The 25,265-nt window shown below is 37.1% G+C and carries 25 protein-coding genes, 1 pseudogene and 3 riboswitches; of the genes and pseudogenes, 23 read left to right on the forward strand and 3 right to left on the reverse strand.

Translation table 11 applies throughout. The features are described 5' to 3' along the window. Positions 1-6 precede the first annotated feature (6 nt). The 7 genes from NST00_RS06475 (at position 7) to NST00_RS06505 (ending at position 9,778) form a co-directional block, all read left to right on the forward strand. Positions 7-1,986: a hydantoinase B/oxoprolinase family protein gene (locus tag NST00_RS06475; RefSeq protein WP_340709763.1), complete on the forward strand. Its 1,980-nt coding sequence runs from the start codon at positions 7-9 to the stop codon at positions 1,984-1,986. Between the two features lie 124 nt (positions 1,987-2,110). Further along, positions 2,111-3,550, forward strand: coding sequence for an amino acid permease (locus tag NST00_RS06480; protein ID WP_016839088.1), 1,440 nt, complete (start codon positions 2,111-2,113; stop codon positions 3,548-3,550). Positions 3,551-3,680: 130 nt separating this feature from the next. Next, complete coding sequence (locus NST00_RS06485; RefSeq protein ID WP_016839087.1) at positions 3,681-5,327, forward strand: sigma-54 interaction domain-containing protein; 1,647 nt, start codon at positions 3,681-3,683, stop codon at positions 5,325-5,327. Between the two features lie 391 nt (positions 5,328-5,718). Beyond that, positions 5,719-7,038, forward strand: a complete 1,320-nt coding sequence (locus NST00_RS06490) for an aminotransferase family protein (RefSeq protein ID WP_016839086.1) — start codon at positions 5,719-5,721, stop codon at positions 7,036-7,038. A gap of 14 nt (positions 7,039-7,052) precedes the next feature. Then, positions 7,053-7,244: a hypothetical protein gene (locus tag NST00_RS06495; protein ID WP_016839085.1), complete on the forward strand. Its 192-nt coding sequence runs from the start codon at positions 7,053-7,055 to the stop codon at positions 7,242-7,244. Positions 7,245-7,299: 55 nt separating this feature from the next. Next, complete coding sequence (locus tag NST00_RS06500) at positions 7,300-8,715, forward strand: aldehyde dehydrogenase family protein (protein WP_016839084.1); 1,416 nt, start codon at positions 7,300-7,302, stop codon at positions 8,713-8,715. 430 nt (positions 8,716-9,145) lie between these two features. Beyond that, positions 9,146-9,778: a cupin domain-containing protein gene (locus tag NST00_RS06505; protein WP_339287988.1), complete on the forward strand. Its 633-nt coding sequence runs from the start codon at positions 9,146-9,148 to the stop codon at positions 9,776-9,778. A gap of 49 nt (positions 9,779-9,827) precedes the next feature. Here the strand turns inward: NST00_RS06505 and NST00_RS06510 are convergent, their stop codons facing one another. Then, entirely contained in the window at positions 9,828-10,826 is a 999-nt protein-coding gene (locus NST00_RS06510; protein ID WP_096552125.1) for a zinc-dependent alcohol dehydrogenase family protein, read from the reverse strand. Between the two features lie 592 nt (positions 10,827-11,418). Further along, positions 11,419-11,481, forward strand: a riboswitch (Fluoride riboswitch). Positions 11,482-11,536: 55 nt separating this feature from the next. Between NST00_RS06510 and NST00_RS06515 the strand changes: the two genes are divergently transcribed. The 11 genes from NST00_RS06515 to queE all read left to right on the forward strand — a co-directional run bounded on the left by NST00_RS06515 (position 11,537) and on the right by queE (position 18,702). Next, on the forward strand, positions 11,537-11,914 hold the full coding sequence (locus tag NST00_RS06515) for a fluoride efflux transporter FluC (protein ID WP_016839081.1): 378 nt from the start codon (positions 11,537-11,539) through the stop codon (positions 11,912-11,914). Continuing rightward, positions 11,914-12,267 carry a fluoride efflux transporter FluC gene (locus NST00_RS06520; protein WP_026019122.1) on the forward strand — a complete coding sequence of 118 codons (354 nt, stop codon included), beginning with the start codon at positions 11,914-11,916 and terminating at the stop codon, positions 12,265-12,267. Before NST00_RS06515 ends, NST00_RS06520 begins: the two co-directional genes overlap by 1 nt. 86 nt (positions 12,268-12,353) lie before the next feature. Beyond that, positions 12,354-12,704 carry a DUF2200 domain-containing protein gene (locus tag NST00_RS06525; RefSeq protein ID WP_016839079.1) on the forward strand — a complete coding sequence of 117 codons (351 nt, stop codon included), beginning with the start codon at positions 12,354-12,356 and terminating at the stop codon, positions 12,702-12,704. Positions 12,705-12,794: 90 nt separating this feature from the next. Further along, the gene (locus NST00_RS06530) at positions 12,795-13,574 is read left to right on the forward strand and encodes an alpha/beta fold hydrolase (protein ID WP_340709764.1); all 780 of its coding nucleotides are present in this window, start codon (positions 12,795-12,797) and stop codon (positions 13,572-13,574) included. Positions 13,575-13,805: 231 nt separating this feature from the next. Further along, the gene (locus NST00_RS06535; RefSeq protein WP_340709765.1) at positions 13,806-14,360 is read left to right on the forward strand and encodes a dihydrofolate reductase family protein; all 555 of its coding nucleotides are present in this window, start codon (positions 13,806-13,808) and stop codon (positions 14,358-14,360) included. Between the two features lie 22 nt (positions 14,361-14,382). Then, complete coding sequence (locus NST00_RS06540; RefSeq protein ID WP_340709766.1) at positions 14,383-14,775, forward strand: hypothetical protein; 393 nt, start codon at positions 14,383-14,385, stop codon at positions 14,773-14,775. A gap of 266 nt (positions 14,776-15,041) precedes the next feature. Continuing rightward, positions 15,042-15,995 carry a UV DNA damage repair endonuclease UvsE gene (gene uvsE / locus NST00_RS06545; protein ID WP_168412823.1) on the forward strand — a complete coding sequence of 318 codons (954 nt, stop codon included), beginning with the start codon at positions 15,042-15,044 and terminating at the stop codon, positions 15,993-15,995. Between the two features lie 112 nt (positions 15,996-16,107). Beyond that, positions 16,108-16,153: riboswitch (PreQ1 riboswitch) on the forward strand. Between the two features lie 84 nt (positions 16,154-16,237). Beyond that, a complete protein-coding gene (queF, locus tag NST00_RS06550) occupies positions 16,238-16,738 on the forward strand; it encodes a preQ(1) synthase (protein ID WP_016839074.1) in 501 nt (166 codons plus the stop codon). A gap of 5 nt (positions 16,739-16,743) precedes the next feature. Beyond that, positions 16,744-16,787, forward strand: a riboswitch (PreQ1 riboswitch). A gap of 56 nt (positions 16,788-16,843) precedes the next feature. Beyond that, positions 16,844-17,524 (forward strand): 7-cyano-7-deazaguanine synthase QueC, encoded by a 681-nt coding sequence (gene queC, locus NST00_RS06555; RefSeq protein WP_168412824.1) that lies wholly within the window; start codon positions 16,844-16,846, stop codon positions 17,522-17,524. Then, positions 17,511-17,981 carry a 6-carboxytetrahydropterin synthase QueD gene (gene queD, locus NST00_RS06560; protein WP_340709767.1) on the forward strand — a complete coding sequence of 157 codons (471 nt, stop codon included), beginning with the start codon at positions 17,511-17,513 and terminating at the stop codon, positions 17,979-17,981. The genes queC and queD overlap by 14 nt, the downstream gene beginning before the upstream one ends. Then, a complete protein-coding gene (gene queE / locus NST00_RS06565) occupies positions 17,974-18,702 on the forward strand; it encodes a 7-carboxy-7-deazaguanine synthase QueE (RefSeq protein ID WP_168412826.1) in 729 nt (242 codons plus the stop codon). Before queD ends, queE begins: the two co-directional genes overlap by 8 nt. Before the next feature lie 191 nt (positions 18,703-18,893). Here the strand turns inward: queE and NST00_RS06570 are convergent, their stop codons facing one another. After that, the gene (locus tag NST00_RS06570; RefSeq protein ID WP_339287999.1) at positions 18,894-19,049 is read right to left on the reverse strand and encodes a hypothetical protein; all 156 of its coding nucleotides are present in this window, start codon (positions 19,047-19,049) and stop codon (positions 18,894-18,896) included. Between the two features lie 112 nt (positions 19,050-19,161). Further along, positions 19,162-19,487, reverse strand: a pseudogene (locus tag NST00_RS06575) (YnfA family protein). A 332-nt stretch (positions 19,488-19,819) separates the two neighbouring features. Here NST00_RS06575 and NST00_RS06580 point away from each other — a divergent pair. Genes NST00_RS06580 through NST00_RS06600 form a run of 5 tightly spaced genes read left to right on the forward strand, consistent with a single transcriptional unit; the run spans position 19,820 to position 25,047 of the window. After that, positions 19,820-21,403: an ABC transporter substrate-binding protein gene (locus NST00_RS06580; protein WP_339288000.1), complete on the forward strand. Its 1,584-nt coding sequence runs from the start codon at positions 19,820-19,822 to the stop codon at positions 21,401-21,403. Positions 21,404-21,418: 15 nt separating this feature from the next. Continuing rightward, a complete protein-coding gene (locus NST00_RS06585; protein ID WP_339288001.1) occupies positions 21,419-22,423 on the forward strand; it encodes an ABC transporter permease in 1,005 nt (334 codons plus the stop codon). Between the two features lie 10 nt (positions 22,424-22,433). Continuing rightward, positions 22,434-23,297, forward strand: coding sequence for an ABC transporter permease (locus NST00_RS06590; RefSeq protein WP_339288003.1), 864 nt, complete (start codon positions 22,434-22,436; stop codon positions 23,295-23,297). 11 nt (positions 23,298-23,308) lie between these two features. Continuing rightward, complete coding sequence (locus NST00_RS06595) at positions 23,309-24,274, forward strand: ABC transporter ATP-binding protein (RefSeq protein WP_339288005.1); 966 nt, start codon at positions 23,309-23,311, stop codon at positions 24,272-24,274. Then, positions 24,271-25,047, forward strand: a complete 777-nt coding sequence (locus NST00_RS06600; protein WP_340709768.1) for an ATP-binding cassette domain-containing protein — start codon at positions 24,271-24,273, stop codon at positions 25,045-25,047. Before NST00_RS06595 ends, NST00_RS06600 begins: the two co-directional genes overlap by 4 nt. The last annotated feature ends 218 nt before the right edge of the window (positions 25,048-25,265 follow it).

Genomic DNA, 25,265 nt, shown 5'->3' on the forward strand with positions numbered 1-25,265 from the left:
TGATTTATGAGTTCTTCACAAAAAACGATTCCTAAACAGGAGTCAACTTTAGATCCGGTTACTTTTGAAGTGTTAAAAAATGGTTTTGTGAATTTGGTTGACCAAATGGCAGAACAGATGTTAAGAACATGTTACTCATTTGTCATTTACAACCGTGATTTCAGCTGTGCCTTGTGTGACGCAGATGGAAATACAGTGATGCAAGGAACACATGATATTTCGGTTCATGTAGGGACATTGCATTTAACGGCAAAAGCAGTTTTGGAAGATTTTAAAGATGATATTCATCCAGGTGATGTGTTTTTAGTGAACGATCCTTATAGGGGTGGCACTCACTTCTGTGATACAAGGGTAATTTTACCGGTGTTTTATGAAGACAAATTAATTGCTTTCATGCAAACAAATGGGCATTGGGCAGACGTTGGTGGTTCTAACCCAGGATCTTTTGATGTGAAGTCCAGATACCATTTTGGAGAGGGGATCCGTATTCCACCAGTCCGTATTTACAGAAAAGGCGAATACTTATCAGATGTCGTCAATCTTTTGATTTCGAATATGCGAGTGTCTAAAGAGCGCTTAGGCGATTTGCGTTCACAAGTGGAAGCGGCAAAAGTTGGGCAAAAGCAACTGTTAGAGTTGATTGATAAATATGGAATTGATACGGTGTTAACTGCATTTAAGGAAGTGCAGGATTACGTTGAACGCTTAACGAGAAAAAAAATCGAGTCATTACCTGAAGGCACGTGGGAAGCGGTTGACTATATTGATATGGACCCTGAAGTTGGAGACGGGTTAATTCCTATTCGAGTGAAAATGACGATTCAAAATAATGAAATCCATTATGATTTAAGTGGAACTCATCCATATATTAGCTGCTTTTTAAATGCAGGTTTTGGTTCAGCATTATCAGGATTATATGCAGGTACAAAAACATTTTTCCCGGAAGTACCGCTAAACTCCGGATTTTACCGGGTTGTAAAAGCATACTTGCCTGAAAATTCAGTTGTGAATGCTCCTGAACCTGTTGCTGTTTCTGGTTTCTGTTCAGGTGCTTTTGAAAAAATTATGAATGCTTGTTTCGAGATTTGGTCTGAAATAATGCCAAAACGTGCAATTGCGTGTTCATTCAATCTGGAATATTTATTAATTGGAGGATATGATCGCCGCAATGCAGCCAACAATTACTTTATGTGGTATGACTGGATGGCGGGAGGTCATGGCGGACGCATAGACCGCGACGGAGCGAATGCAACCTCACCTGTTTTTGGAGTAGGGCTCAGCGTACAGCCTTGTGAAGGGCAAGAGCGTTTGTCACCTGTTATTACGACAAAACATGAAATTATCACCGATTCAGGAGGACCTGGAAAGTATCGGGGTGGATGTGGAGTTGAAAAAGGCGGCATTTTAACAGACGTATTCGGCGGGGTGATGTCTTATTGTTGTGACCGTTCCCGTTCGATTACTTGGGGAATTATGGGAGGTCTGCCATCGATTCCACAAGGAGCCATTTTATATCCTGATACGGAGAGAGAACAATTTTTAGGTACCATTTTCTCAAATGTTCCTTTGAAAAAGGGGGATTCGTTTACTAGACCATCCGCTGGTGGAGGCGGCTTAGGTGATCCATTGGAACGAGATGTAAACGCTGTCTTGGAAGATGTCATTGATGGGTACGTATCAATCGAAAGAGCCAGAAAGGATTATGGTGTAGTCATTACAGAAATCAATCGAGATTTGGATCTATTTGAAATTGACTTTGAGGCTACTAAAAAAGAAAGAGAATACATTCGAAAAAATAGAAAAGTATGGCTCAGTGTAAATCCATTTGAAGTAGAAAAGATGTATAAAAATGGAGAAATCAATCAATTAGATGTAATTCGCCGTTACGGTGTAATTATAGATTATACAACGAATCAAGTATTGATTAAATCGACAGAGCAATATAGGGAAACGATAATCAAGCGTTCAATGGCGTATTGGGATTAATGATGCATTTGGTATAATGGTAGTTTTTTAAAATTTTCCATTCATCAATTTCTGAAAATATAAAAAATTGATTTGATTGTTAACTATGGATTTTACTTTAAATTTCATAAAAAGGGGGAATCAAATGGGAAAACTGCAAAATTCATTGAAGACTAGGCATATTACAATGATTTCTATTGGTGGGGTAATAGGTACAGGCCTATTCGTTGGAACAGGTAAAAATATTTTAAGCACCGGTCCAGCTGTCATTTTTTCTTATCTAATTGCATGTTTGATTATTGTATTCATTATGCAAATGGTTGGTGAAATGGCTTCTGGTGAACTGGCTTTAGGAATGAATCGAAACGGCGATCCGGAAATGGGTTCGTTTGCTTCCTATGCTTCGAAATATATTGGTGATTGGGCAGGTTTTACAGTTGGTTGGCTTTATTGGGCAAGCTGGGTATTCATTGTTGGACTGGAAGCAGCGTTAATTGGTGGAATGATTAATGCTTGGTTTCCTGTCATCCCTATTTGGGCGGGTTCTATTGGCATTACATTGCTTATGACCATTATTAATGTGTATTCTGTAAAAACGTTTGGTGAATTTGAGTACTGGATTTCTTTCTTAAAAGTAACGGCAATTGTTGTGTTCTTAATTGTAGGTACGTTAATGGTGCTCGGTGTATGGCCGACATTTAATCCACAGGGATTCGGTATTTTATTTAATCATGGAGGTTTTGCTCCACAAGGTTTAGTTCCGATTTTGACGGCAATTGTATTTGTTATTTTCTCCATTTGTGGAGCAGAAGTAGCGGCAATCGCAGCTGCTGAATCGGAAAATCCGGCGAAAAATATTGTCCGGTCAATCCGGAATGTTGTTTTTCGGCTGGCATTGTTTTTTGTAGGGTCAGTTACTTTGATGGTTTTAATATTGCCATGGAATGATGCTGACAATTTAGCAGCACCATATGCAAACATTTTGAGGATGGCAGGCTTACCAATCGCAGCTGAATTAATGCAAATCGTTATTTTCGTGTCACTGGTTTCAGTATTAAACTCCGCACTATACACAAGCTCACGTATGTTATTGTCCATGTCTCAACAAGGAGATGCCCCAAAATTTTTCTCCAAAATCAATAGCAAACGGGGCGCACCAGTTCCTTCCATTATTGGCAGTACAATCGTTGCGTATATTTGTGCTATGTTATATTTTATTTCGCCGGATGTGATTTTCTACTTTTTAGGAAACTGTGTAGGCGGTTTAATGATTATTGTATATATTTTCATTGCGATATCACAACTCCGCTTCCGCAAAGAATTCTTGAAGTGGAATGAAAAAAAATTGCCGATTCGTATGTGGTTATTCCCTTATTTAACCTATGGGACGATATTCTTGCTTGTGGCAGTATACATTTCTCAACTATTCATTGAAAGTTTACAATCGCAGTTTTATTTAAGTACTGCGGTGTTTGTTTCTTCAATTGCATTATTTTTTGTCATGAGAAAGATTAATCCCGCTCCATCGGAATCCAAAAAAGAAGTAGAAACATTAGTGAAAGAAACTGTGTCTGAAACGAATTAATGTGATAAAAGCCCTGCTCCTTTAAATGTAATCCTAAGGTTGCATTTTGGAGCAGATTATTTTTTGTATTTGCTAAGAGAAATAAGCATATAAAAATTAAGAGAAAATAGTTTTGGAAGGGAGATTATCTATGGCGGTTCAAAAAATGCAAAAAACAGAGCACTTTTTTTATGTACAAGACAATCAGATTAAGTTTTCCAGTAATCTTCCTATGGAGAAAATAGAAAAAATTTTTGTACATTATGAGAAAGGCAAGCAGTTTTACACGGCGGAAGATTTTCATGTGCATGTGCTTCCTTCTCAAAATGGAATGCTTTTTTGCCTCATGCCAATTCAACAGTACACCGATTTGGATATTTTGAATCCCTTATCTATAAAATTATTAAATTCAATTTCGGATGGTATTACAATCAGCGACAAACATGGCAAGATTATATTTCAAAATGACATTGATATTGAAATTGTTGGCATCAATTGTGTCAACCGATACGCTAAGGATTTGATTGCTGAGGGAGCAATGAGTGACTCGCTGACATTGAAAGTGTTGAAGTCAAAAGAAGATGTCACTATTTTCCAATCTTTTTTGAATAATAAATGCTTTTTGGTGACAGGGAAACCGATTTTTGATGAAGCGGGAGAACTGCAGTATGTATTGATTATTACCCGGGATATGTCGCGATTGAAAAGTTTGGAAGAAGAAGTAAAAAAACTCGAGATTCAAAATGAAAAGTTTAAGCAAAAAATTAGAGAATTGAATGAACTCGAACGAAAAAAAGTGAATATCATTGCAACATCCCCGGTGATGCAAAATGTATTAAAACGCATGTTGCGGGTTGCTGAGGTGGACTCCACCGTTTTAATTGAGGGTGAATCAGGTGTCGGAAAAGAGGAAGCAGCAAAGCTAATTCATTTAAACAGCCGAAGAAGTACAAAACAAATGGTCACAATCAACTGCAGTGCAATTCCGGAATCTTTGTTGGAATCGGAGCTTTTTGGTTATGAAGCAGGTGCTTTTACAGGTGCCATTAAAGGTGGGAAAGCGGGATTATTTGAAACTGCATCGGGCGGTACAATTTTTTTGGACGAAATTGGAGAGATGCCGCTTCAATTGCAGGCAAAACTTTTGCGGGTATTGCAGGAATCGGAAGTGCAGCGGATTGGAAGTGCGAAGCCAATTCCCATTGATGTGCGAATCATAGCAGCAACCAACCGCAATTTGGCTGAAATGGTGCAACAAGGAATGTTTCGTGAGGATTTATATTATCGTTTAAATATCATTCCGATTGACATTCCTCCATTAAGAGAGCGGCGGGAAGATATTGTTCCACTTGCCTATCATTTTTTAACTCAAATTGAACAAAAATATGATATTCATCGAACGTTTGATAAGGAAGCATTAAAGGTATTGGAAGAGTACGATTGGCCGGGGAATATCCGCCAATTGAAAAATATTATCGAAAGGGTATCTTTATTGGCGAATCAGCCGGAAATTAATGTAAGCATGATTCGTGAGGAACTAAAAGAAGCATCGAAAAAGAGCAGCAAAACGAAAAAGCAACCTAAGGAATCTATCGATTTAGCAAAAAATATAGATATATCCCAATATAACGGAACGCTAAAGGAGCAAGTGGCAGCTTTTGAAAAGGAAGTCATAAAAAAAGCATTATCTGAGCATGATAGCATCAGAAAGGCAGCAACAGCATTAGGCTGCGATCAATCTACATTGGTCAGGAAAATTCAGCGTTATAAACTGACAAAATACGTAACATATAATTAATTATGCAAAATTTATACTTTAATGCATTAAGTGATGCAAAATTTCATCAATCTGTTAATTTTTGCATTAAATTATGTAAAGAAACCTAACAAGTTTTAAACATACACAACAAAATGAAAAAATTTATTTTAAGTTTTTAGTAATGAGTGATAGGCATTCCAGAAAGCAAGAGAGCTTCTGGAATGCCTATTTTTCGTTATTCCTGTAATAGGATTGAAGATTCATAGGATGTTTGCCTCAAAAAAATTTCTTCCGACTCAAATAAAATAAACGATTTTTTTTATTTTTGGCTACTTGGCACAAGATTTGCTCATTTATTTATAAATACGCCAGTAGTGAATAAAAACTTTTTTTGTTCATTGCAATATTTCAAAAGAAAGAGGTTGATATAATGGCAATTCAATTAGTTGAGCAATTAAAATATTTGGACCAAAAGCATTTCTTGCATCCAACAACTTCAATTGAAGAGCAGCAAACTTACGGTCCGGCGGCAATCTTTTATGAAGGAAATGGAATCTATTTAAAAGATTTAGAGGGTAATACGTACATTGATGGCATGTCATCTCTTTGGAATGTAAATGTCGGACATGGGCGCAAAGAAATTGCAGAAGTGGCAAAAGAGCAAATGGAGAAGCTGGCTTTCAGCTCCTGTTTTGCAACGTTCAGCAATGAACCGGCAATCAAGCTTGCAGCGAAAATTGCTGAGTTGGCGCCTGGAGATTTAAATACTGTATTTTTCACTTCCGGTGGTTCAGAGTCGAATGATACAGCTATAAAACTTGCACGCCATTATTGGATTTTAAAAGGCCAGCCAAATCGCCAAAAAATTATTTCCCGAACATTGTCGTATCATGGGGTCGCATTCGGATCAACAAATGCAACGGGTATTGAAGGGTTCCGCAAATTTACAAATTCACCGGCCCCTGATTTCCATTATGTCAATAAAGATTCTGCGGAAGAGTTGCGCAATTTAATTCTTGAGCTTGGTCCGGAAAATGTGGCGGCATTTATTTCAGAGCCGGTGCAAGGAGCAGGCGGAGTGAATGTGCCAAAGCCGGATTATTTCAAAAAAGTGCGTGAAATTTGTGATGAGTTTGGAGTTTTATTTATTGCTGATGAAGTGATTACCGGATTTGGACGTACAGGGAAGAACTTCGCGATTGAACATTTTGATGTAGTTCCGGATTTAATAACTTTTGCCAAAGGGGTATCGAGTGGTTACGCACAGTTGGGTGGAGTGTTAATTTCTGAAAAAATTCATAAAGATTTGTGCACTTTATCCAGGGGAGTACTCATGCACGGCTACACGTACAGTGGCCATGCAACTGCTTGTGCAGTAGGATTAAAGAATATTGAGATATTAGAGCGTGAAGGGCTTGTGCAAAATGCGAAAGTCATGGGCGAGGAAATGCTAAAAGGTTTTAAAGTGTTGCAGCAAAAGTATAACTTTATTGGCGAAGTCCGAACATTCGGGTTATTGGGGGCAATTCAAATTGTAAAAAATCGAGAGACAGGTGAGCTATTCAATCCGCTATTAAGCCCGATTGCTATAAAGGAAATGACAAAGCGCGGGTTGATTTTGCGTACAGTGACGTACGATCAAGATACAATCGTTTTTGCTCCACCATTAATCATCACAAAAAATGAACTGAATGAGATGTTGCGCATTGTTGATGAGACATTTGATTATTTCAAAAAGAAATTATTATAAAGGGGTAGTATGACATGATTATCGGAGTTCCAAAGGCCAACATACCGGGTGCAGTTGCACGAACATCGACAATGGCATTATCAAACTTTACGATCACACATGCATTACAAATTGTCAATAAAGGTTACGAGCGTGCTTGTTCAGAAAATCTGGCACAGGTGAAAGGGTTAAATGTGATTGCCGAAAAATTACGTATGAGGCAGTAGCGGAGGCGCATAACATACCGTATACACCATTATTTGAAGTAGGAGGGGAATTGAAATGGTAATGGGCGTAAGAGAAATTCGTGAACAGTTTAACCCTGCGAATACATCGGAATGTATTGGAAAAATCGAGTTACACACAATTGAAGAAACGGAAGTGAAAATTAGAGCAAGTGAGCAGGCATTCCAACAGTGGAGCAAATTGTCATCTGTATCACGTGGGGAAATTTTAAATTCTATGGCCAATTTATTAATCGAACATCTGGAGCCATTAGCTGAGCTTGCTTCGAAAGAGATGGGAAAAACGGTTCCGGAAATGATGGGTGAAGTTAAACGGGGGGCTTCGATTTTACGTTATTTCTCACAGGAAGGTATGCGTGCTGCTGGTGAGGTATTACCATCTGCTTCTGAAGATAAAATGCTTTATACGAAGCGCGTTCCTTTAGGAGTTGTAGGAGTTATTACTCCTTGGAATTTCCCGATTGCGATTCCGCTTTGGAAAATAGCTCCGGCACTTGTGTATGGCAATACGGTTGTGTGGAAGCCATCAATCGAAGTATCGCTGACAAGCCAGTATATCGCCGATTTGTTTGAAAAAGCGGGTTTGCCGAAAAATGTATTGAATATTGTACAGGGACGCGGATCGAAACTTGGGGCAGTAATTATAAAGTCTCCTAAAGTCAAAGCTATTTCGTTTACTGGTTCAAACGCAGTTGGCCAACAGATTTTAAATACAGCTGGTCCAATGAATAAAAAAATTCAATTGGAGCTTGGCGGAAAAAATGCGGCAATCATTCTTGCGGATGCGGATTTAGATTTGGCAGCCCGTCTGACGATTGAAGGTGCAATGAAGCAAACAGGGCAACGTTGTACCGCTACAAGCAGGGTGTATATTGAAGCATCTGTGTATGATACGGTAGTGGAAAAATTAATCGAAAATGCAAAGAAAATTAAAGTAGGAGAAACAATGGGGCCTCTTGCCTCAAAACAGCAATTCGAAAGCGTTATTGAACATATTGCACGTGCAAAAGCACAGGGAGCGAAATGCATTTTCGGTGGAAAACCTGTCGCAGAGTTATCCCATGGATATTTTGTAGAACCGACATTGTTTACTGAAGTTACGCATGATATGGATTTGGCAAGAGAAGAAATATTCGGTCCAGTTTTAGCCATATTTAAAGTGGCAGATTATGAAGAAGCAATTCGCTTATCAAATGATTCGGAGTTTGGATTAAGTGCTTCCATCTATACGACGAACATTCATAAGGCTTTTGATTTTATTGAACGCAGCGAAGTTGGCCTTGTGCAAATTAATGATGAAACAGGTGGCGCTGAGCCGCAAGCACCGTTTGGCGGCATGAAAAATTCAAGTACAGGTTTTCGTGAGCAGGGTCAAGCTGCCAAAGAATTTTTCACTGTTTTGAAAACTGTAACAATCAATAGGATTCGTGTGAAAGGTAAGTGCGAACAATAGTATAACCAATTTAAAAGAAAGGGGCTGATCAGAAAGTCGAACACTTTCTGAACAGCCTTACTTCTTATAGTAATATTCTCTTAAAAACTTTGCTCCTGCGGTGGTCACATCAAACGCGCCTCCTCGTCGCAATTTATCTGCGGCGAAAGCATGTGCGACAGCCGCAAAGTGGGCATCTCAAAATGACTTTTCAGACGCCCACCTTTTTTGGCAATAGCAAGTTAACTGAAATTAAGGGTATCCACCAATTAAAGAAATGGATAAAAAAGTAATTGTGAAAACAAATTTTTTAATTAGCCCTTATATAAGCCATACTTGTATCGGTTTTTTATAAACCTCGGTAATAGTTGGTTTATTGCCTAGGACATTTAACTACGTTCTCATACTATTTAAATTAGGTATTTTCATTACAAAATGAAAGGATGGGGCAATGAATTTTTTCCATTATCACAACCCTTATGGATATCCTTATTATTTTTATGAATCTCCGTATTATATGAATAGAAATTTAGAATATGTACAACACTATCCTTATTATGATTCAAGCAATTACCATATGCCGTACAGAAATCCACATTATAGCGGAAATAATGTAGATTATCAGAGAATGCTACCCTTATTTCCAAATCCTCATGGTTACTCTCAATTCCCTAGTCAAGATTTGGGTCCTGAACCAGCTACGGTAGATATTGAAAAGGAAACGAAGAATAACAATGCGTATCGTACAGCCTTATGGACAGGTCCACATTTGCAAGTAACATTGATGAGCATACTTCCTGGAGAAGATATTGGCTTAGAAATTCATCCAGATACTGATCAATTTTTACGAATTGAACAGGGCGAAGGAATTGTGGAGATGGGAAGAACTAAAAATCATTTGAATTATCGAAGAAGAGTCAAAGAAGATTCAGCCATTATGGTACCTGCTGGAACATGGCATAATGTAATAAATACAGGAAATATCCCATTAAAGCTTTATTCGATTTACGCACCGCCACATCACCCACATGGAACGGTTCAAAGAACGAAAGCTGAAGCCATGGCACAGGAAAACCATAAATAAATAGCCAAAACTCACAACCCTTTCATAAAAGGATTGTGAGTTTTTTATCTTACCATTTATTTACTAAAACAATTTTTCCAATTGCTTTACCGGATTCTAAGTGTTCATGGGCTTTGGAGACTTCATCAAATGTGAAAATGTTTGGATCAAGAAGCGGACGAAGTTTTCCATCTTCAATGATATTTGTAATCTTCTCTAAAATTTCACCATATTCTTTTCGTGATTCTTTGTTTAAGATTTTTAATAACATAAACGTTACGTGAAGTGATAATCCTTTCGAATGTAGTGGGGAGAGGTCATGGGTAGAACGAGCAGCAATTGCTAGAACTGTTCCGTGTAAAGCAGCTGCTTCAAAAGAGCGGTCTAAGTTCTCCCCTCCAACTGTGTCAAATACGATGTCAAAACCTTTACCATTCGTATATTTTTGTACATAATCTTGGACGCTTTCTTCCAGATAGTTGATTGTTACATCAGCCCCAAGACGAGCGCCGATTTCAAGCTTTTCTTTTGAAGAGGCAGTTGAGTAGACTTTCGCACCAGCCCATTTTGCCAGTTGGATGGCAACATGTCCCACACCGCCTGTTGCTGCATGGATTAATATGTTTTGTCCAGGAGCCAGCTTTCCTCGATTGAACAATGCTTCCCAAGCGGTGATGGCAACAAGCGGTATAGCAGCAGCTTCTTCCATTGATAAATTTTTTGGTTTATGGGCAAGTAAATCAGCATCGGCCAGCATGTACTCTGCCAACGCTCCCCCTGTAGTTCCTTTAAATCCACCGGCACAGCCGTAAACTTCATCTCCTACTTGAAATTTTGAGACCCCTTCACCAACTGCACAAACGACTCCAGCTACATCTCCATGTAATACAGCTGGAAATTCAGGAGCAACAGCGGGAACGAAACCAGAGCGAACTTTTGTATCAATGGGATTGACACTCGTTGCTTTTACTTGGATGAGCACATGGCCAGGAATGACTTCAGGTGTGGGAAGATCTTGAATTTGAAAGACGGATGGATTACCAAAAGTTTGAATGACTTGAGCTTTCATTTCTTGCACTCCTTTTTTATTTAAGAACTCGATGAATAATTAATGCTATAAAATTGATTTTATTCCCAATTTTGAGAAATTACAAATTTAGGATGAATTTTAAATAGAAAAATTCTCTTAATCTAGTGGAGGTTGGATAGGGAACATAATTTACACAACCTAGTTACACTAGAATTTTTATACACGAGTTACGAAGTGAAATGCACAAGTATAAGGGGATGTGCACAAGTCAGGAAGCTATATGCACAAGCTAAATAATCATCCACACAAGTTGGGAACGTATCTGAACAAAAGGATGTATTATCTACACAAGAATTGTAGTTATCCGCACAAGAAGGAAGTTTTTATGCACGAGTAATGAAACTATTCACATGAGTTGAGAAATTATCCACACTAGTTAAAGGATTAAACGCACAAGGGAGTGGATTATGTGCACGAGCTGAGAGTATATGCACGACTATGTGCGCGAGTTAAGAAGGTAACTGCACTGTACAAGCTGAGTAGCTATATGCACGAGCAAAGAAGGTAAACGCCTATCGTACAAAATAATTGAAAAATGTATGATATCATGTTATAAGTTAATTACCAAATAAGTACAATAGGTGATGGAGTTCACCTTTAACCGCCGAAGTTGGCTGATGACTCCTGCTGGTGATATGGAATTTCCCTATCACGAGCAGGAGTTTTTTTATGGAAAGGAGGAAAATCAAATGGTTTATATGTATGTCGGCATTGCAGGTGCACTAGGTGCCATTTCTAGATATTTCATCGGAATCACCTTCATGACTAATAGCGTGTTTCCTTGGGCTACACTTATCGTCAACTTAGTTGGAAGTTATTTATTAGCTTGGTTGACTACATCATTATTCAACAGAATTTCTGTATCGCCAATCATAGCAACTGCAATTAGTACAGGGTATGTCGGTTCATTTACAACTTTTTCTACATTGAGCGTCGAAACGATTGAGTTGTTTGAGAATCAGCATTATTTGTTAGGAGTGCTTTATGTTTTAGTAAGTATTATCGGTGGATTGGTTATGAGCCGATTAGGTTTTAAAGGCAGTAAGGAGGTTGATTCGACTTGTTGATGCATTTCGTATACGTGGGAATTGGGGGTTTTCTAGGCGCTATCTCTCGATTTGCCATTGCTAAAGTTTTAAATAAACAAGAGTCACTGCCCTTTGGAACAATGACTGTAAATTTATTAGGAGCGTTTCTATTAGGCATCATCACGGGTGCAAAAGCAAATGAAACCTTGCTCTTACTTTTAGGGACAGGATTTCTTGGGGCATTTACAACCTTTTCAACATTGAAATTAGAACTCATTCAATTTTATTTAAAGAATAAAAAGCATTTTCTTTTGTACATAATAATCACTTACGGTGGAGGAATTGGTTTAGCAGTTTTAGGGTATTTGATTGGAATAATTTGTTGGAACTAACTGTATGGAAGTTGCGGCTGTTTATTCATTTCGAACTTCGATATAATGAAAAAAATATTTCGCCTGAAGAAAAGGAGTAGCATGTGATGAAAAACAATCGGATTTATAAGATGAAATTTTCAAGTGTATATCCTCTTTATATTCAGAAAGCAGAGAAAAAAGGTCGTACAAAAGAAGAAGTAGATGAAATTATTCGTTGGTTAACTGGATATAGCCAAGAAGAATTAGAGGCGCAAATAGAAAAAGAGTCAGATTTTGAAACATTCTTTAATGAAGCTCCTCAGTTAAATGCTAATCGTAAACTCATCAAAGGTGTTATTTGTGGAGTGCGGGTAGAAGAGATTGAAGAACCTTTGATGCAGGAAATTCGTTATTTGGATAAACTTATCGATGAATTGGCAAAAGGAAAAGCGATGGAAAAAATTTTGCGAGCATAAAATAAAATTGTTTCTTTACTTTCTAAGAGATTCACCTATATTTTCAGCCCTGAATATCCTATTCCGAGACTGAATTACGGGAGGGTATGCATGGGCTATTTTGTTACTGTTGATTCGGGTGTAAAATTATATGTGGAAGATATTAATCCTCATGGAAAGAAAACCATTGTGTTTTTACACGGTTGGCCTTTAAATCATAATCAGTTTGAATATCAGTATAACGTCTTGCCGATGTTAGGATATCGTTGTATCGGTATTGATTGGAGAGGTTTCGGAAAATCGGATAGACCTTTTGAAGGATATTGTTACAACAGGTTAGCTGATGATGTTCGTGCAGTTGTGGATGCTCTAAAATTAAACAATTTTGCATTAGTAGGCCATTCTACTGGCGGAGCTATTGCAATACGTTATATGTCTCGTCATCATGGTTTTGGTGTATCGAAATTAATTCTTGTTGCGAGTGCAGCTCCAATCGGCTTTACACAAGAGACTGCACAAAGTTTTCTTCAACTAGCATATAATGATCGACCGAAAATGATGCAAAAAGTAATCGACGGATTTTTCTTCCAATATATTACAAAAGAATTTTCTGATTGGTTTATGAAAATGGGATTGGATGCAGCAAGTTGGTCGACAATTGCAATCATTAATACTTTAAGAGATGAAAATTTATATGCGGATCTTTCAAAAATTCATGTGCCTACGTTAATCATTCATGGAATACATGATAAAGTAATCCCTTTTGCACAAGCTCAAGAACTCAATGAACTCATATCAAATTCGAAGGTCGTTCCTTTCCAATATAGCGGCCATGGAACGTTTTGGGAAGAACGGGATCGATTTAATGAGGTATTATGGCAATTTATTTAAGGCGGATTGGAGTGATTCCAATTCGCTTTTTGCCTTTTGTCTTCTTTAGTCCAACTGTAAGTTTTGTCTAGATGAAAATGAAACTTCAACGAGGATCATTCGTCAAATCTTAGAAAAATCAATCATGCTAACATAAGATTTTGTCACTATCAAGGAGATATTTGACAATAAAGTTCAAGCGTATGATATAGTAGTTTTCCAATCGAAAATCTAAGGAAGAGAGGGAAAACGATGCAAAACCAAAGAAAGATTATACTAGATTTAGCAGTGACGTTGGATGGCTTTATAGAAGGGAAGAATGGGGAAATCGATTGGTGCATTATGGAACCAGAAATGAACTTTACGGAATTTCTCCATCAAATCGATACGATTTTTTACGGAAGAAAAAGTTATGAATTGTGGGGACAATATTCACCTGGAGAAAATGCAAGCGCAGAAGAAATAGAAATGTGGGAAATAATCGAAAGTAAAGAGAAATATGTGTTTTCTAGAACACAACAAAGTGCTGATGGGAAGGCTATTTACATCAACGGCAATGTAGTAGAAGAAGTAAATAAATTAAAAAATAAACCTGGGAAAGATATTTGGTTATATGGTGGAGCCAGTCTCATTACAACATTTGTTAATCATGATTTAGTTGACGAATATCGTTTATCAGTCCATCCAATTATTCTAGGAGCGGGGAAACCATTGTTTATTGATATTCAACATAGAGTAGCACTAAAACTTGTAGAAGCAAAGACGTTTCCATCGGGAGTTGTTCAATTGATTTATCATAAAAAATAAAAATTTAATGGAGCGGAAAATAATGAAAGAATTACTCGTATTTGGTGAACTACATAAATACTTAAATAGCTTAGGTTTTATCGAATGTACAATTGCTAATAAGAGTTTATCATTAGGATATAAACCAATTACCATTAGAGGTGCTTCTAAAAAATTTGCAACTTTGAATGGTGATAAAAGATATCGTTGTTTAATTTTGCATGTTGATCCTGGAAATCCTGAATCTGCGAAAGGAAAAATCATTCAAAAGGAGATACAAAAGATTTTAAATTTTGATATCGGGCAAATGAGAACATTTAAATTAAAAAAGCATGAAGTATTTATTCCATTTGAAGTAATAGATACAAAAGAGAAGATGGTATTATTAAAAAATTTCATAGGTAATCAATACAAGATTTTTTTAGAGAATTATTAGTAATTCTAGTTATTATTCAAAATCAATTGTTCAAATTGAATTTATTGCAACGATTTAAATAAAATTATGGAATGGGATAATTTTTTCAAACTTTCCTCATCTCATTTCGTCAATGATTGGAAGTATCTCGAATGGAATTTATAGAAACGAAAAGAAATAGTGGGGTAATCACTATTGTCAGATTTCATAATCCTCCTTTATGATGTATGTATCGTTCTCCATTGACAAACACTATCCTCATCATTCTTTTTTAGGATGGTGTACAGATGATACTTCGATTTGGTTATGTTTCAATGGCACTCCCATTGTGGGAAGCGTCTCCTTCACATACAATTACTTTTACCAACTGGAAAAAACTCGATGAAACAAGTAGAGCCGAGAAATTATTAACCATCACGGAGCGAAATTTAAAAAATACAATTCGCATTCTCCATTACAATATTGCCCACGGAATACTAGTGTACCGAATGTCTTCATCTCTCATTCCATTAGCTGCACATCCGGAAGTGGATTGGGAGTTTATCTCCCCGTTTGAACATCTTTTTAAAGAAATCGGAGAAATGGTTCGAAATTATGGAATGCGGGTCAGCTTTCACCCAGGACAGTTTACTTTATTCACAAGTAAACAAGCTCATGTGACAAACAATGCCATTGTGGATATGACCTATCATTTTAAAATGTTGCAAGCAATGGGGCTAGAAAAAGAGGCAATGTTAAATATCCATGTAGGAGGAGCTTACGGGGATAAAGATGCATCTATTTCCCGATTTTATCAAAACTTCCAAAAATTAGATTCAACAATTCGCATGCAAACGACTTTGGAAAATGATGATAAAACCTATACAGCAGAAGAGACATTAGCCATTTGTGAAAAATTAAAAGTACCTTTTGTATTTGATTACCATCACTATATAGTAAATAAAGGAGACTGTGAATTAGAAGAGTTGTTGCCAAGGATTTTTGCGACTTGGGAACATACAGGGAAAGTTCCGAAATTTCATTTATCATCACCAAAATCTGAAAAAATGTTACGGGCACATGCGGATTATGTTGATATGGATTTTGCTTTTCCATTAATTAAAGCCTTAAAGGATTTCGGAAAATCTGCAGATATTATGATTGAAGCAAAAGCGAAAGATCTTGCATGCCTCCGTTTTGTGGAGGAGCTAGGGAAATTGCGCGGCTTTAAGCGAATCAGTGGTGGGATAATTGAGATTTGAAATGGCAATCCATTGATTATCTCATTGCTTTTTTAATAAACTTTCTAAAAAAATTTGACCTTTTTCACTATATTCTATAATATTACTAAGTAAAGTTGAATACCCGACTAGAACGGGAGAGGTTCATAGCATAACCCTCTATAAAAAACTATGAAACAATAATATTTCATCAGTTTTAATAGAATGAATTGGGTTTACCTCTCTTGAAAATGTTGGGAAACATTTTGCAAGGAGGTTTTTTTATGTCTAGTCGCAAATTAGAAGATGGTTTAAAGGATTTGACGCTGCTCGGTAATCAAAAGACGTCATATCCAACAAAATATGCGCCAGAAGTATTGGAAGCAGTGGATAATTTACATGTCAATCGGGATTATTTTGTAAAATTCAATTGTCCTGAATTTACTAGTCTTTGTCCGCTTACACAGCAGCCGGATTTTGCAACGATTTATATTTCTTATATTCCGGATAAAAAATTGGTGGAAAGCAAATCGCTGAAATTATATTTATTCAGTTTTCGAAATCATGGAGATTTTCATGAAGACTGCGTAAATATCATTATGAATGATTTAATTGAATTATTAGATCCAAGATATATTGAAGTGTGGGGGAAATTTACTCCGCGCGGGGGAATTTCAATCGATCCATGGTGCAACTACGGAAGACCTGGAACGAAATATGAAGAAATGGCAAATTACCGTTTAATGAATCATGATTTATATCCAGAAAAAGTGGATAATCGATAAATTGAATAACAGAGGTTCTTAGCTACCCTCTATAAAAAACTAAGAAGAAACAGCATTTCCTTCTTAGGATGCTGTTTTTTTCTTTATGAAGGAGTGTCTTTAATGATGATATTAAAAGAAGAAAAAGCAATCGTCGTATTTAGTGGTGGACAAGACAGCACGACATGTTTGTTTTGGGCAAAAGAACAGTTTAAAGAAGTGGAAGCTGTGACGTTTGATTATGGTCAAAGACATCGATTGGAAATTGAATGTGCAAAGGAAATCGCAAAGGAAGTAGGGGTAAAGCATCACATTCTTGATATGTCCCTTTTAAATCAGCTAGCTCCAAACGCACTAACACGGGATGATATCGAAGTTGAGGAAGGGAAAGATGGCGAGCTTCCTTCTACCTTTGTGCCGGGGCGCAATTTGCTATTCCTTTCCTTTGCAGGGGTGTTAGCTAGCCAAGTAGGAGCAAAGCATATCGTAACAGGCGTATGTGAAACGGATTTTAGTGGCTATCCTGATTGCCGTGATGTTTTTATCAAATCGTTGAATGTAACAATGAATTTAGCGATGGATGATACGTTTGTCATTCATACGCCGCTCATGTGGTTAACGAAAGCACAAACATGGGAACTGGCAGACAAATTAGGTGTGCTTGATTTTGTACGAAACAATACATTGACTTGCTATAACGGAATCATTGCAGATGGCTGTGGAGAATGTCCAGCATGTAAGTTGAGAAAAAGAGGTCTTGATGAGTATTTGCGTTCTAGAAAGGGTGCTTCACATGTTAGATTTTAGAATTGTTGATAAGCTTCAAAAACTAGATGAAGATATTCAAAGAGTCCAATTGAGATATCACTCGAAGCGTGTGCTCGTCAGCAAGGAGTTTACTTTTGACGCTGCTCATCATTTACATGCATATGATGGGAAATGTAAAAATCTACATGGCCATACGTACAAAGTGGTACTGGGCGTCAGCGGCTATCCGGACAATCGGGGATTGGTGATTGATTTTGGCGATCTTAAAGAAATATGGAAAGAAAAAATTGAAATCTATTTGGATCATCGCTATTTAAATGAAACGTTGCCCCCGATGAACACAACGGCTGAGAATATGGTCGTTTGGATTTATGAAAAATTGGCGGAAGCGTTGCAGGAGAAAGGTTTTGATGATGCGCGGGTAGAATTTATTCGACTCTATGAGACTCCTACAAGTTATGCAGAAGCTAGACGGGAGTGGATGGAAGATGAGTAAAATCGCCGTCATCGAGATTTTTGGACCGACCATCCAAGGGGAAGGGATGGTCATAGGGCAAAAGACGATGTTTGTCCGCACGGCAGGTTGTGACTATTCCTGTTCCTGGTGTGATTCTGCCTTTACTTGGGACGGCAGCGGCAAAAGTTTGATTAAGCAAATGACGGCGGAAGAGATTTGGACTGAGTTAAAGAGGTTAGGAGGAAATGGATTTTCTTTTGTTACCATTTCCGGTGGGAATCCTGTATTGATTCGTCATCTAGAGGCATTAGTTCGGATTTTAAAGGAAAATGATATAAGAATTGGCGTTGAAACGCAAGGGAGCAGATGGCAAGATTGGCTGTATGAAATCGATGAATTAACGATTTCCCCAAAACCGCCAAGTTCTGGGATGAAAACAGATTTTACTGTACTTACTGAAATCATAGATAAGCTAAATGCCCGAAACGGCAACCAGCACATTTCATTGAAAGTCGTTGTGTTTGATGAGGAAGATTATGAATATGCAAAAAAAGTACATTTAAGATATCCGACTATTCCATTTTTCTTACAGGTTGGCAATGATGACACAACTACAAAAGATCAAACGAAACTCGTTAGCCACTTACTGAAAAAATATGAAAGTCTCATTAACAAAGTAATGGCAGATGAGGAATTACAAAACGTGAAAGTACTGCCTCAACTCCATACCCTCGTTTGGGGAAATAAAAGAGGGGTTTAAAAAAACATTACGTACTTCTAGTTTTAGGTTTGGGAATCATAGTTTGATCGTAAAGACTGCTTAAGCGCCATGCTATTTAAGCAGTCTTTTTTGATGGAGTAAGGGGCTTCTACATCTATATAAAAAATAATTGGGCGTTCATTCTAATTATGTTAAATCGAATGACGCCCTCTTTTGAAGAAACAATAAATTTAACGCTTTTCAACAAATAATAAAATCAATGTTGCTACAGGACCTAATAATAAGGAAAGCAAAAACCAGTTCAATCCAGAGCGATTTTTTCCTTGTGCAAGCCCTGCGTTTATTAATGCCAATGTGCCCCAACCAACCACATATTCGTTTTCCATGACGGCCTCCTAAAATAAAATGGTAAAAGTAATTTATATTATTCTATAATATCTAGTTGCCCTTCACCAATGCTAAAGTAATTTCATGTTCAAATACATAAATATTAAGACATTATTCTCTCGGTGCAAATAACATGACCGCAACACCAGCTAAGCATATTGCCGTTCCAATCCAATCATAAATATCTGGGGTTTTCTTATCGATGCTCCATCCCCAAAGCACTGAAAGAAAAATAAATACTCCTCCATAAGCTGCGTAGACTTTGCCGAAGTTTGGGAAGGATTGGAATGTGGCGATGACTCCATATAGGAATAGGACAATTCCACCAATTAAACCTAATAGAGCGGAACGATCTTCTCTTAACCACTGCCAAATTAATAGCCTCCCCCAATTTCTGCTAACCCTGCAAATACAAAAAGTACAATTGCTTTAATCAATTTATACACACCCTAAAAATTAAAACTCTATTAAATATATTCGAAGATTGTTTTACATTCTATCTATTTATATTTCCTATTAAGATTTTTTCCCTCTCAATTCATTACATTTGATAGAAAAAGAATAGTTCTCATTAAACATAAAATAGTTCTACAGTGCATATATCATGATAAAGCTATTCTATTACGAAGGTTAAATATTTATTACAAATTGATTAGTTATTATAGCAAACTCTATTAAATTTCTTCTAATCAGCATAAGCGGACTCAACATACAAACCAAAGTCTGAAATCGGAGAAATTGAATGAAACATTTATTAGGGAGGAATGTTATGAGAAAAAATTGGTTTAATTTCTTAATGTTTGCATTAGTCTTCTTACTTGCAGCTTGTCAAGAAAATGCTAATGCACCAACGAAAGAAGATACAGCGACTAATGAAGGAACGCAGTCTAGTTCAGACCAACTAGTTGTTGCAATACCAGCAGATGTTACATCTTTAGATCCTGCCATCACGATGGATAATACAACTTGGAAAGTTGTCTATAATGTTTATCAAAGATTAGTAGATTATGACGGGGCAACAACGAATATTAAACCTGGACTTGCAAAAGAATGGGAAGTAAGTGAAGATGGAAAAACTTGGACTTTTTATTTAGAAGACGGTCATAAATTTTCTGATGGGACACCAGTGGATGCGGAAGCGGTGAAAGCTAGCTTTGAGAGAACATTGAAAATCAACCAAGGACCAGCAAGTGTATTTAGTATGGTTTCTGAAATTGTTGTAGAAGATCCATTGACTGTGAAATTTATATTATCTGAACCATTCCCACCGTTTTTATCAACTCTTGCAGCTAACTACGGAAATATTGTAAACCCGAAAGTTATGGAACATGACCAAAATGGAGATTTAGGGCAAAACTATCTAGCTAGTGCAACGATGGGTAGTGGTCCATATAAATTAACGGAATGGAAAAAAGGAGAGTCCATTACATTAGAGGTAAACGAACATTCAAAAATTCAACCTCATTTTAAAAAGGTTTTATTCAGAATTATTAACGATCCATCTGTTCAACGAATGCAGTTAGAGAAAGGCGAAATCGATATTGCAGAAGGAATCCCAGTAGATCAAATTCATACGCTAGAAAATGTTGAACATGTAACGATTTTGCAAGAGCCTAGTTTACTAGTTGACTATGTATATATCAATACGAAAAATGGACATCCTGCGCTACAAGATAAACGAGTAAGACAAGCACTAAACTATGCAATTGATTACGAAAGTTTAATTAGCGGAGTGCAACTTGGATTTGCGACTCAAATGCACGGACCAATTCCAGAAGGGCTTTGGGGACATGACAAATCGGTGAAACAATATAACCATGATGTGGAAAAGGCTAAACAATTATTGCAAGAAGCAGGAGTGGAAAATCTCGAGTTGACATTACTATATTCTGATAATAAGTCATGGTGGGAGTCAGAAGCGATTACAATTCAAGCAAATTTAGCGGAAATTGGTGTGAAAGTAAATCTAAATAAAGTTGCTTATGCTACTTCTCGTGAAATGATGGATAAAGGTGAATTTGATTTGATGCTTGGCGTATGGAGTCCAGACTTTGGTGATCCATATATGTTCATGAACTATTGGTTTGATTCAGAAAACCATGGTTTAGCAGGAAATCGTGCATTCTATGCAAATCCTGAAGTAGATCAGTTATTAAGAGAAGCTGTGGCGAAAAATGATCAAGAAGTTCGCCATAATCTTTATAAACAAGTTCAGGATATTGTGTTAGAAGATGCACCTTATATTTTACTTTATCAAAAAGACTTTATTTTACCGATGAACAAACGAGTAAAAGGATTTGTTTACAACCCTATGCTAGAAGGACAGTACAATTTGCATGAGATGTCTAAATAAAATGGGGTGGCATACATGCTCAAGATAATTGTGAAAAGGCTTGGATTATTAGTTTTTGTTATTTTTGGAGTGACATTGGTGACATTCTTTATGTCCCGTGTCATTCCAGGTGATCCTGCTAGTATGATTGCTGGACAAAGAGCAAGTGAAGAAACATTGCAATCCATTCGTAAACAATTGGGTCTAGACCAGCCAGTCTGGATCCAATATTTCAATTATATGGGTGATTTATTAAAAGGAGATTTAGGTACATCTATTCGAACACAACGCCCTGTTTTAAATGATTTACTTCAATTTTTCCCTGCTACTTTGGAATTGGCAATTGCAGCATTTTTCATTGCAATATTAATAGGGATTCCTCTTGGAGTGTTAGCTGCTCTTAAGAAAAATACTTTTTGGGATCATATAAGCCGCGTATTTTCCATTAGTGGGGTATCCATACCAGTGTTTTTTAGCGGATTAGTTGCCATTTTAATTTTTTATGGAATGTTAGGATGGCTGCCTTCAAACGGCAGAATTGGAACAGATGTAAATCCACCAACACATATTACAGGATTTTACATTATCGACAGCATTCTAACTCTAGACACTATTGCGCTAAAAAGTAGCATCAAACATTTATTGTTGCCGGCCATCGTATTATCTTTTGCACAATTGGCTGTAATTACAAGACAAGTACGTGCGAGTATGTTGGAAGTAATGAAACAAGAATATATAAGAACAGCTATTGCAAATGGAATTCAAGGCAGATTGTTAATTGTTTCCTATGCGTTGCGAAATGCATTAATTCCTACAGTGACAGTAATTGGTGTAGCCTTTGGATCTTTGCTAGGCGGAGCTATTGTAACGGAAACAATCTTTGGGTGGCCAGGCATGGGGAAATTTGTTGTGGAGTCTATACAATATTTAGATTTTCCTGCAATTATGGGCTTTACGATTTTTATTGGAGTTGGATATGTGTTGATTAATTTAACAGTGGATATAATTTATCTGATTTTAAATCCGCAGTTGAAGCGATAAGGGGGAAATTATGGTAAGCAGATACTATAAGTTGGAAACTACAAAAAATCCCTTCTGGTATAAATTGAAACAAAACAAAATGACCCTCGTTGGTTTAGCAATTTTATGTATCATTGTGGTCCTGTCGATACTCGTGCCTTTTATTTCTCCCTATGATCCAAACAAAATCGATTTAGCAAATAAGTTTCAACCACCGTCAAATAGTCATTGGTTTGGTACCGATGAAGTAGGAAGAGATATTTTTACAAGAATTTTTTATGGTGCCATCTTATCCCTTGGGCTTGGTATTGTCGTTATTTTTATTGCAGCTTTGGTCGGTCTTATAATTGGCAGTATTTCAGGTTATCTTGGTGGAATTGTGGACACCATCATTATGCGACTTGTCGATATGATTTTGGCATTCCCAAGTTTAATTTTAGCGATGGCATTGGCGGCAGTATTAGGACCAAATTTACAAAACGCTATGCTTGCCATTGCTATCGTAAAAGTTCCTGTCTATATACGACTAGCAAGGGCTGAAGCACTAGGGTTAAAAGAGAAGCTTTTTGTGAAATCAGCAGAAACTTTTGGAATTTCTAAACCATTGATTATCATTAAACACATTATTCCAAATGCAGTTTCACCGGTAATTATTCAAGCCACTCTTGATATAGGAGATACGATTTTACTAATTGCAACTCTAGGTTTTTTAGGGTTAGGTGCACAACCTCCAACGCCTGAATGGGGTGCGATGATTAGTGTAGGCTGGACATACCTTTTAACTTATTGGTGGTATCCAGTATTTCCTGGGCTATTTTTATTTTTAGCTGCTGGGGCTTTGAATTTAATCGGTGATGGAATTCGAGATGTACTTGATCCGAAATCTGCTCGTTAGGTGGTGTTGAGGTGTTACTTGAAATCAAAAACCTGCATGTGAATTTCCGGGGGTTGCATGGCATTACTGAAGCTTTAAAAAATATGAATCTTTCAATAGACTCAGGTGAAATTGTTGGGATTGTTGGGGAGTCAGGGTCTGGAAAATCCATTACTGCATTATCCATATTAGGATTACTCGAAGAAAATGCCATAATTGCGCAAGGGGAAATTTATTATAAAGGGAAAAATTTACTAAAGCTTAAAAAGAAAGAGTTGCATGCATTAAGAGGAAAAGAAATCGGAATGGTGTTCCAAGAACCAATGACCGCTTTACAGCCGACGATGAAAATTGGACAACAATTATTTCATGTCATCAAAAAACATAGACAATTGCCAAAACAAGAAGCGAAAGAAGCAGTGATTAAAGCTTTGCAAGAAGTTCATATAGATCAACCAGAACTTGTTGCTAACAAGTATCCCTTTGAATTAAGTGGTGGAATGCGCCAGCGAGTCATTATAGCTCTTGCGATGGCTGCCCCTCCGAATTTATTAATTGCCGATGAACCAACAACAGCATTGGATGTAACGATACAATATGAAATTATACAATTAATTAAAGAATTAAATAGAAAAAGGGGAACTTCAGTATTATTTATCTCCCATGATTTAGGCGTTGTGAGTAACATGTGTGATCGGATTATCGTAATGTATGCGGGCGAAGTGGTGGAAAGCGGTAAGACAAGAGAGGTGTTAATTCACCCACGCCATCCATATACAAAATCACTATTAAAGGCCTTGCCTGATTCTGTTACTCCAGATGAGCCACTACAAGCTATTGAAGGTGAATCTCCAAATTTATTGAAAAGGCCTGTTGGCTGTGCCTTTTCCGATCGTTGCAATCAAGTTATGGATATTTGCAAGAGCAACCATCCGCAATTAAAGGAAATCGAGCCAGGTCACCATGTGTCTTGTTGGCTGGAGAAGGTGACAGTATGATTGAAATTACAAATCTTGAAAAAATATATAACACGAGAAAGCAAACGATGAAAGCTGTAAAATCTCTGAATTTAACGATACGTGAGGGAGAAGTGTTAGGGATTGTTGGAGAATCTGGCTCAGGAAAAAGTACATTAGGGAAAATGATAGTTGGATTGGAAGCCCCGACAAGTGGAACGATTACTTATAAAGGAAAACCATTATGGAAGAAAAATAAATATGAAAGAACAAGGCCAAGGGAAATTCAAACCGTTTTCCAAGATCCTCAAAGTTCTTTAGATCCGAGAATGCGGGTAAGAGATATTATTAAGGAACCTTTACATGGTTTACCAAAACCCGAAAGAAAAGAAAAAGGAGAGTTAGAACGACTTATACAGTTGATAAAACGAGTTGGACTAAAAGAGGAACATTTAGACCGTTTTCCCCATGAATTTAGTGGTGGACAGCGGCAAAGAATTGCAATAGCACGCGCACTTATTACAGACCCTTCTTTTATCGTTTTAGATGAACCAACTTCAGCATTGGATGTTTCTGTGCAAGCGCAAGTGTTGAACCTATTAAAAGAATTGCAGAAAGAAAGACAGTTAACGTATTTATTTATTTCTCACAATATGGCCGTCATCCGTTATATGTGTCAAAGGGTAGCGGTGATGTATAAAGGGGAGATCGTGGAAGTTGGGGAAACCCAGAAGGTCTTTGAGCATCCCGAACACCCATATACGAAAAAGCTTCTTTCTTCGGTGTTAAGTGTGAACATTGAGAGTTATGTGTAATAAGGCTATCTTGAGGGAACAAAGCATATGAAATTAAACGCACCTCGAATGAATTCGTAGGTGCGTTTATTATGCATTAATATAATCGTTATTATCTTGGTTTATTGTTTGAGCAGCACTTTGAAATATTTCCATATATAAGTCTAATATTTTTCTATTACATAAGCAGCTACACACTAATTAAAAATTTTTAATTTTTAGAATATATAGAAGAGATA

Origin of the sequence: Ureibacillus sp. FSL K6-0165, assembly GCF_038004285.1 — a bacterium.
Lineage (GTDB): Bacteria > Bacillota > Bacilli > Bacillales_A > Planococcaceae > Ureibacillus > Ureibacillus thermosphaericus.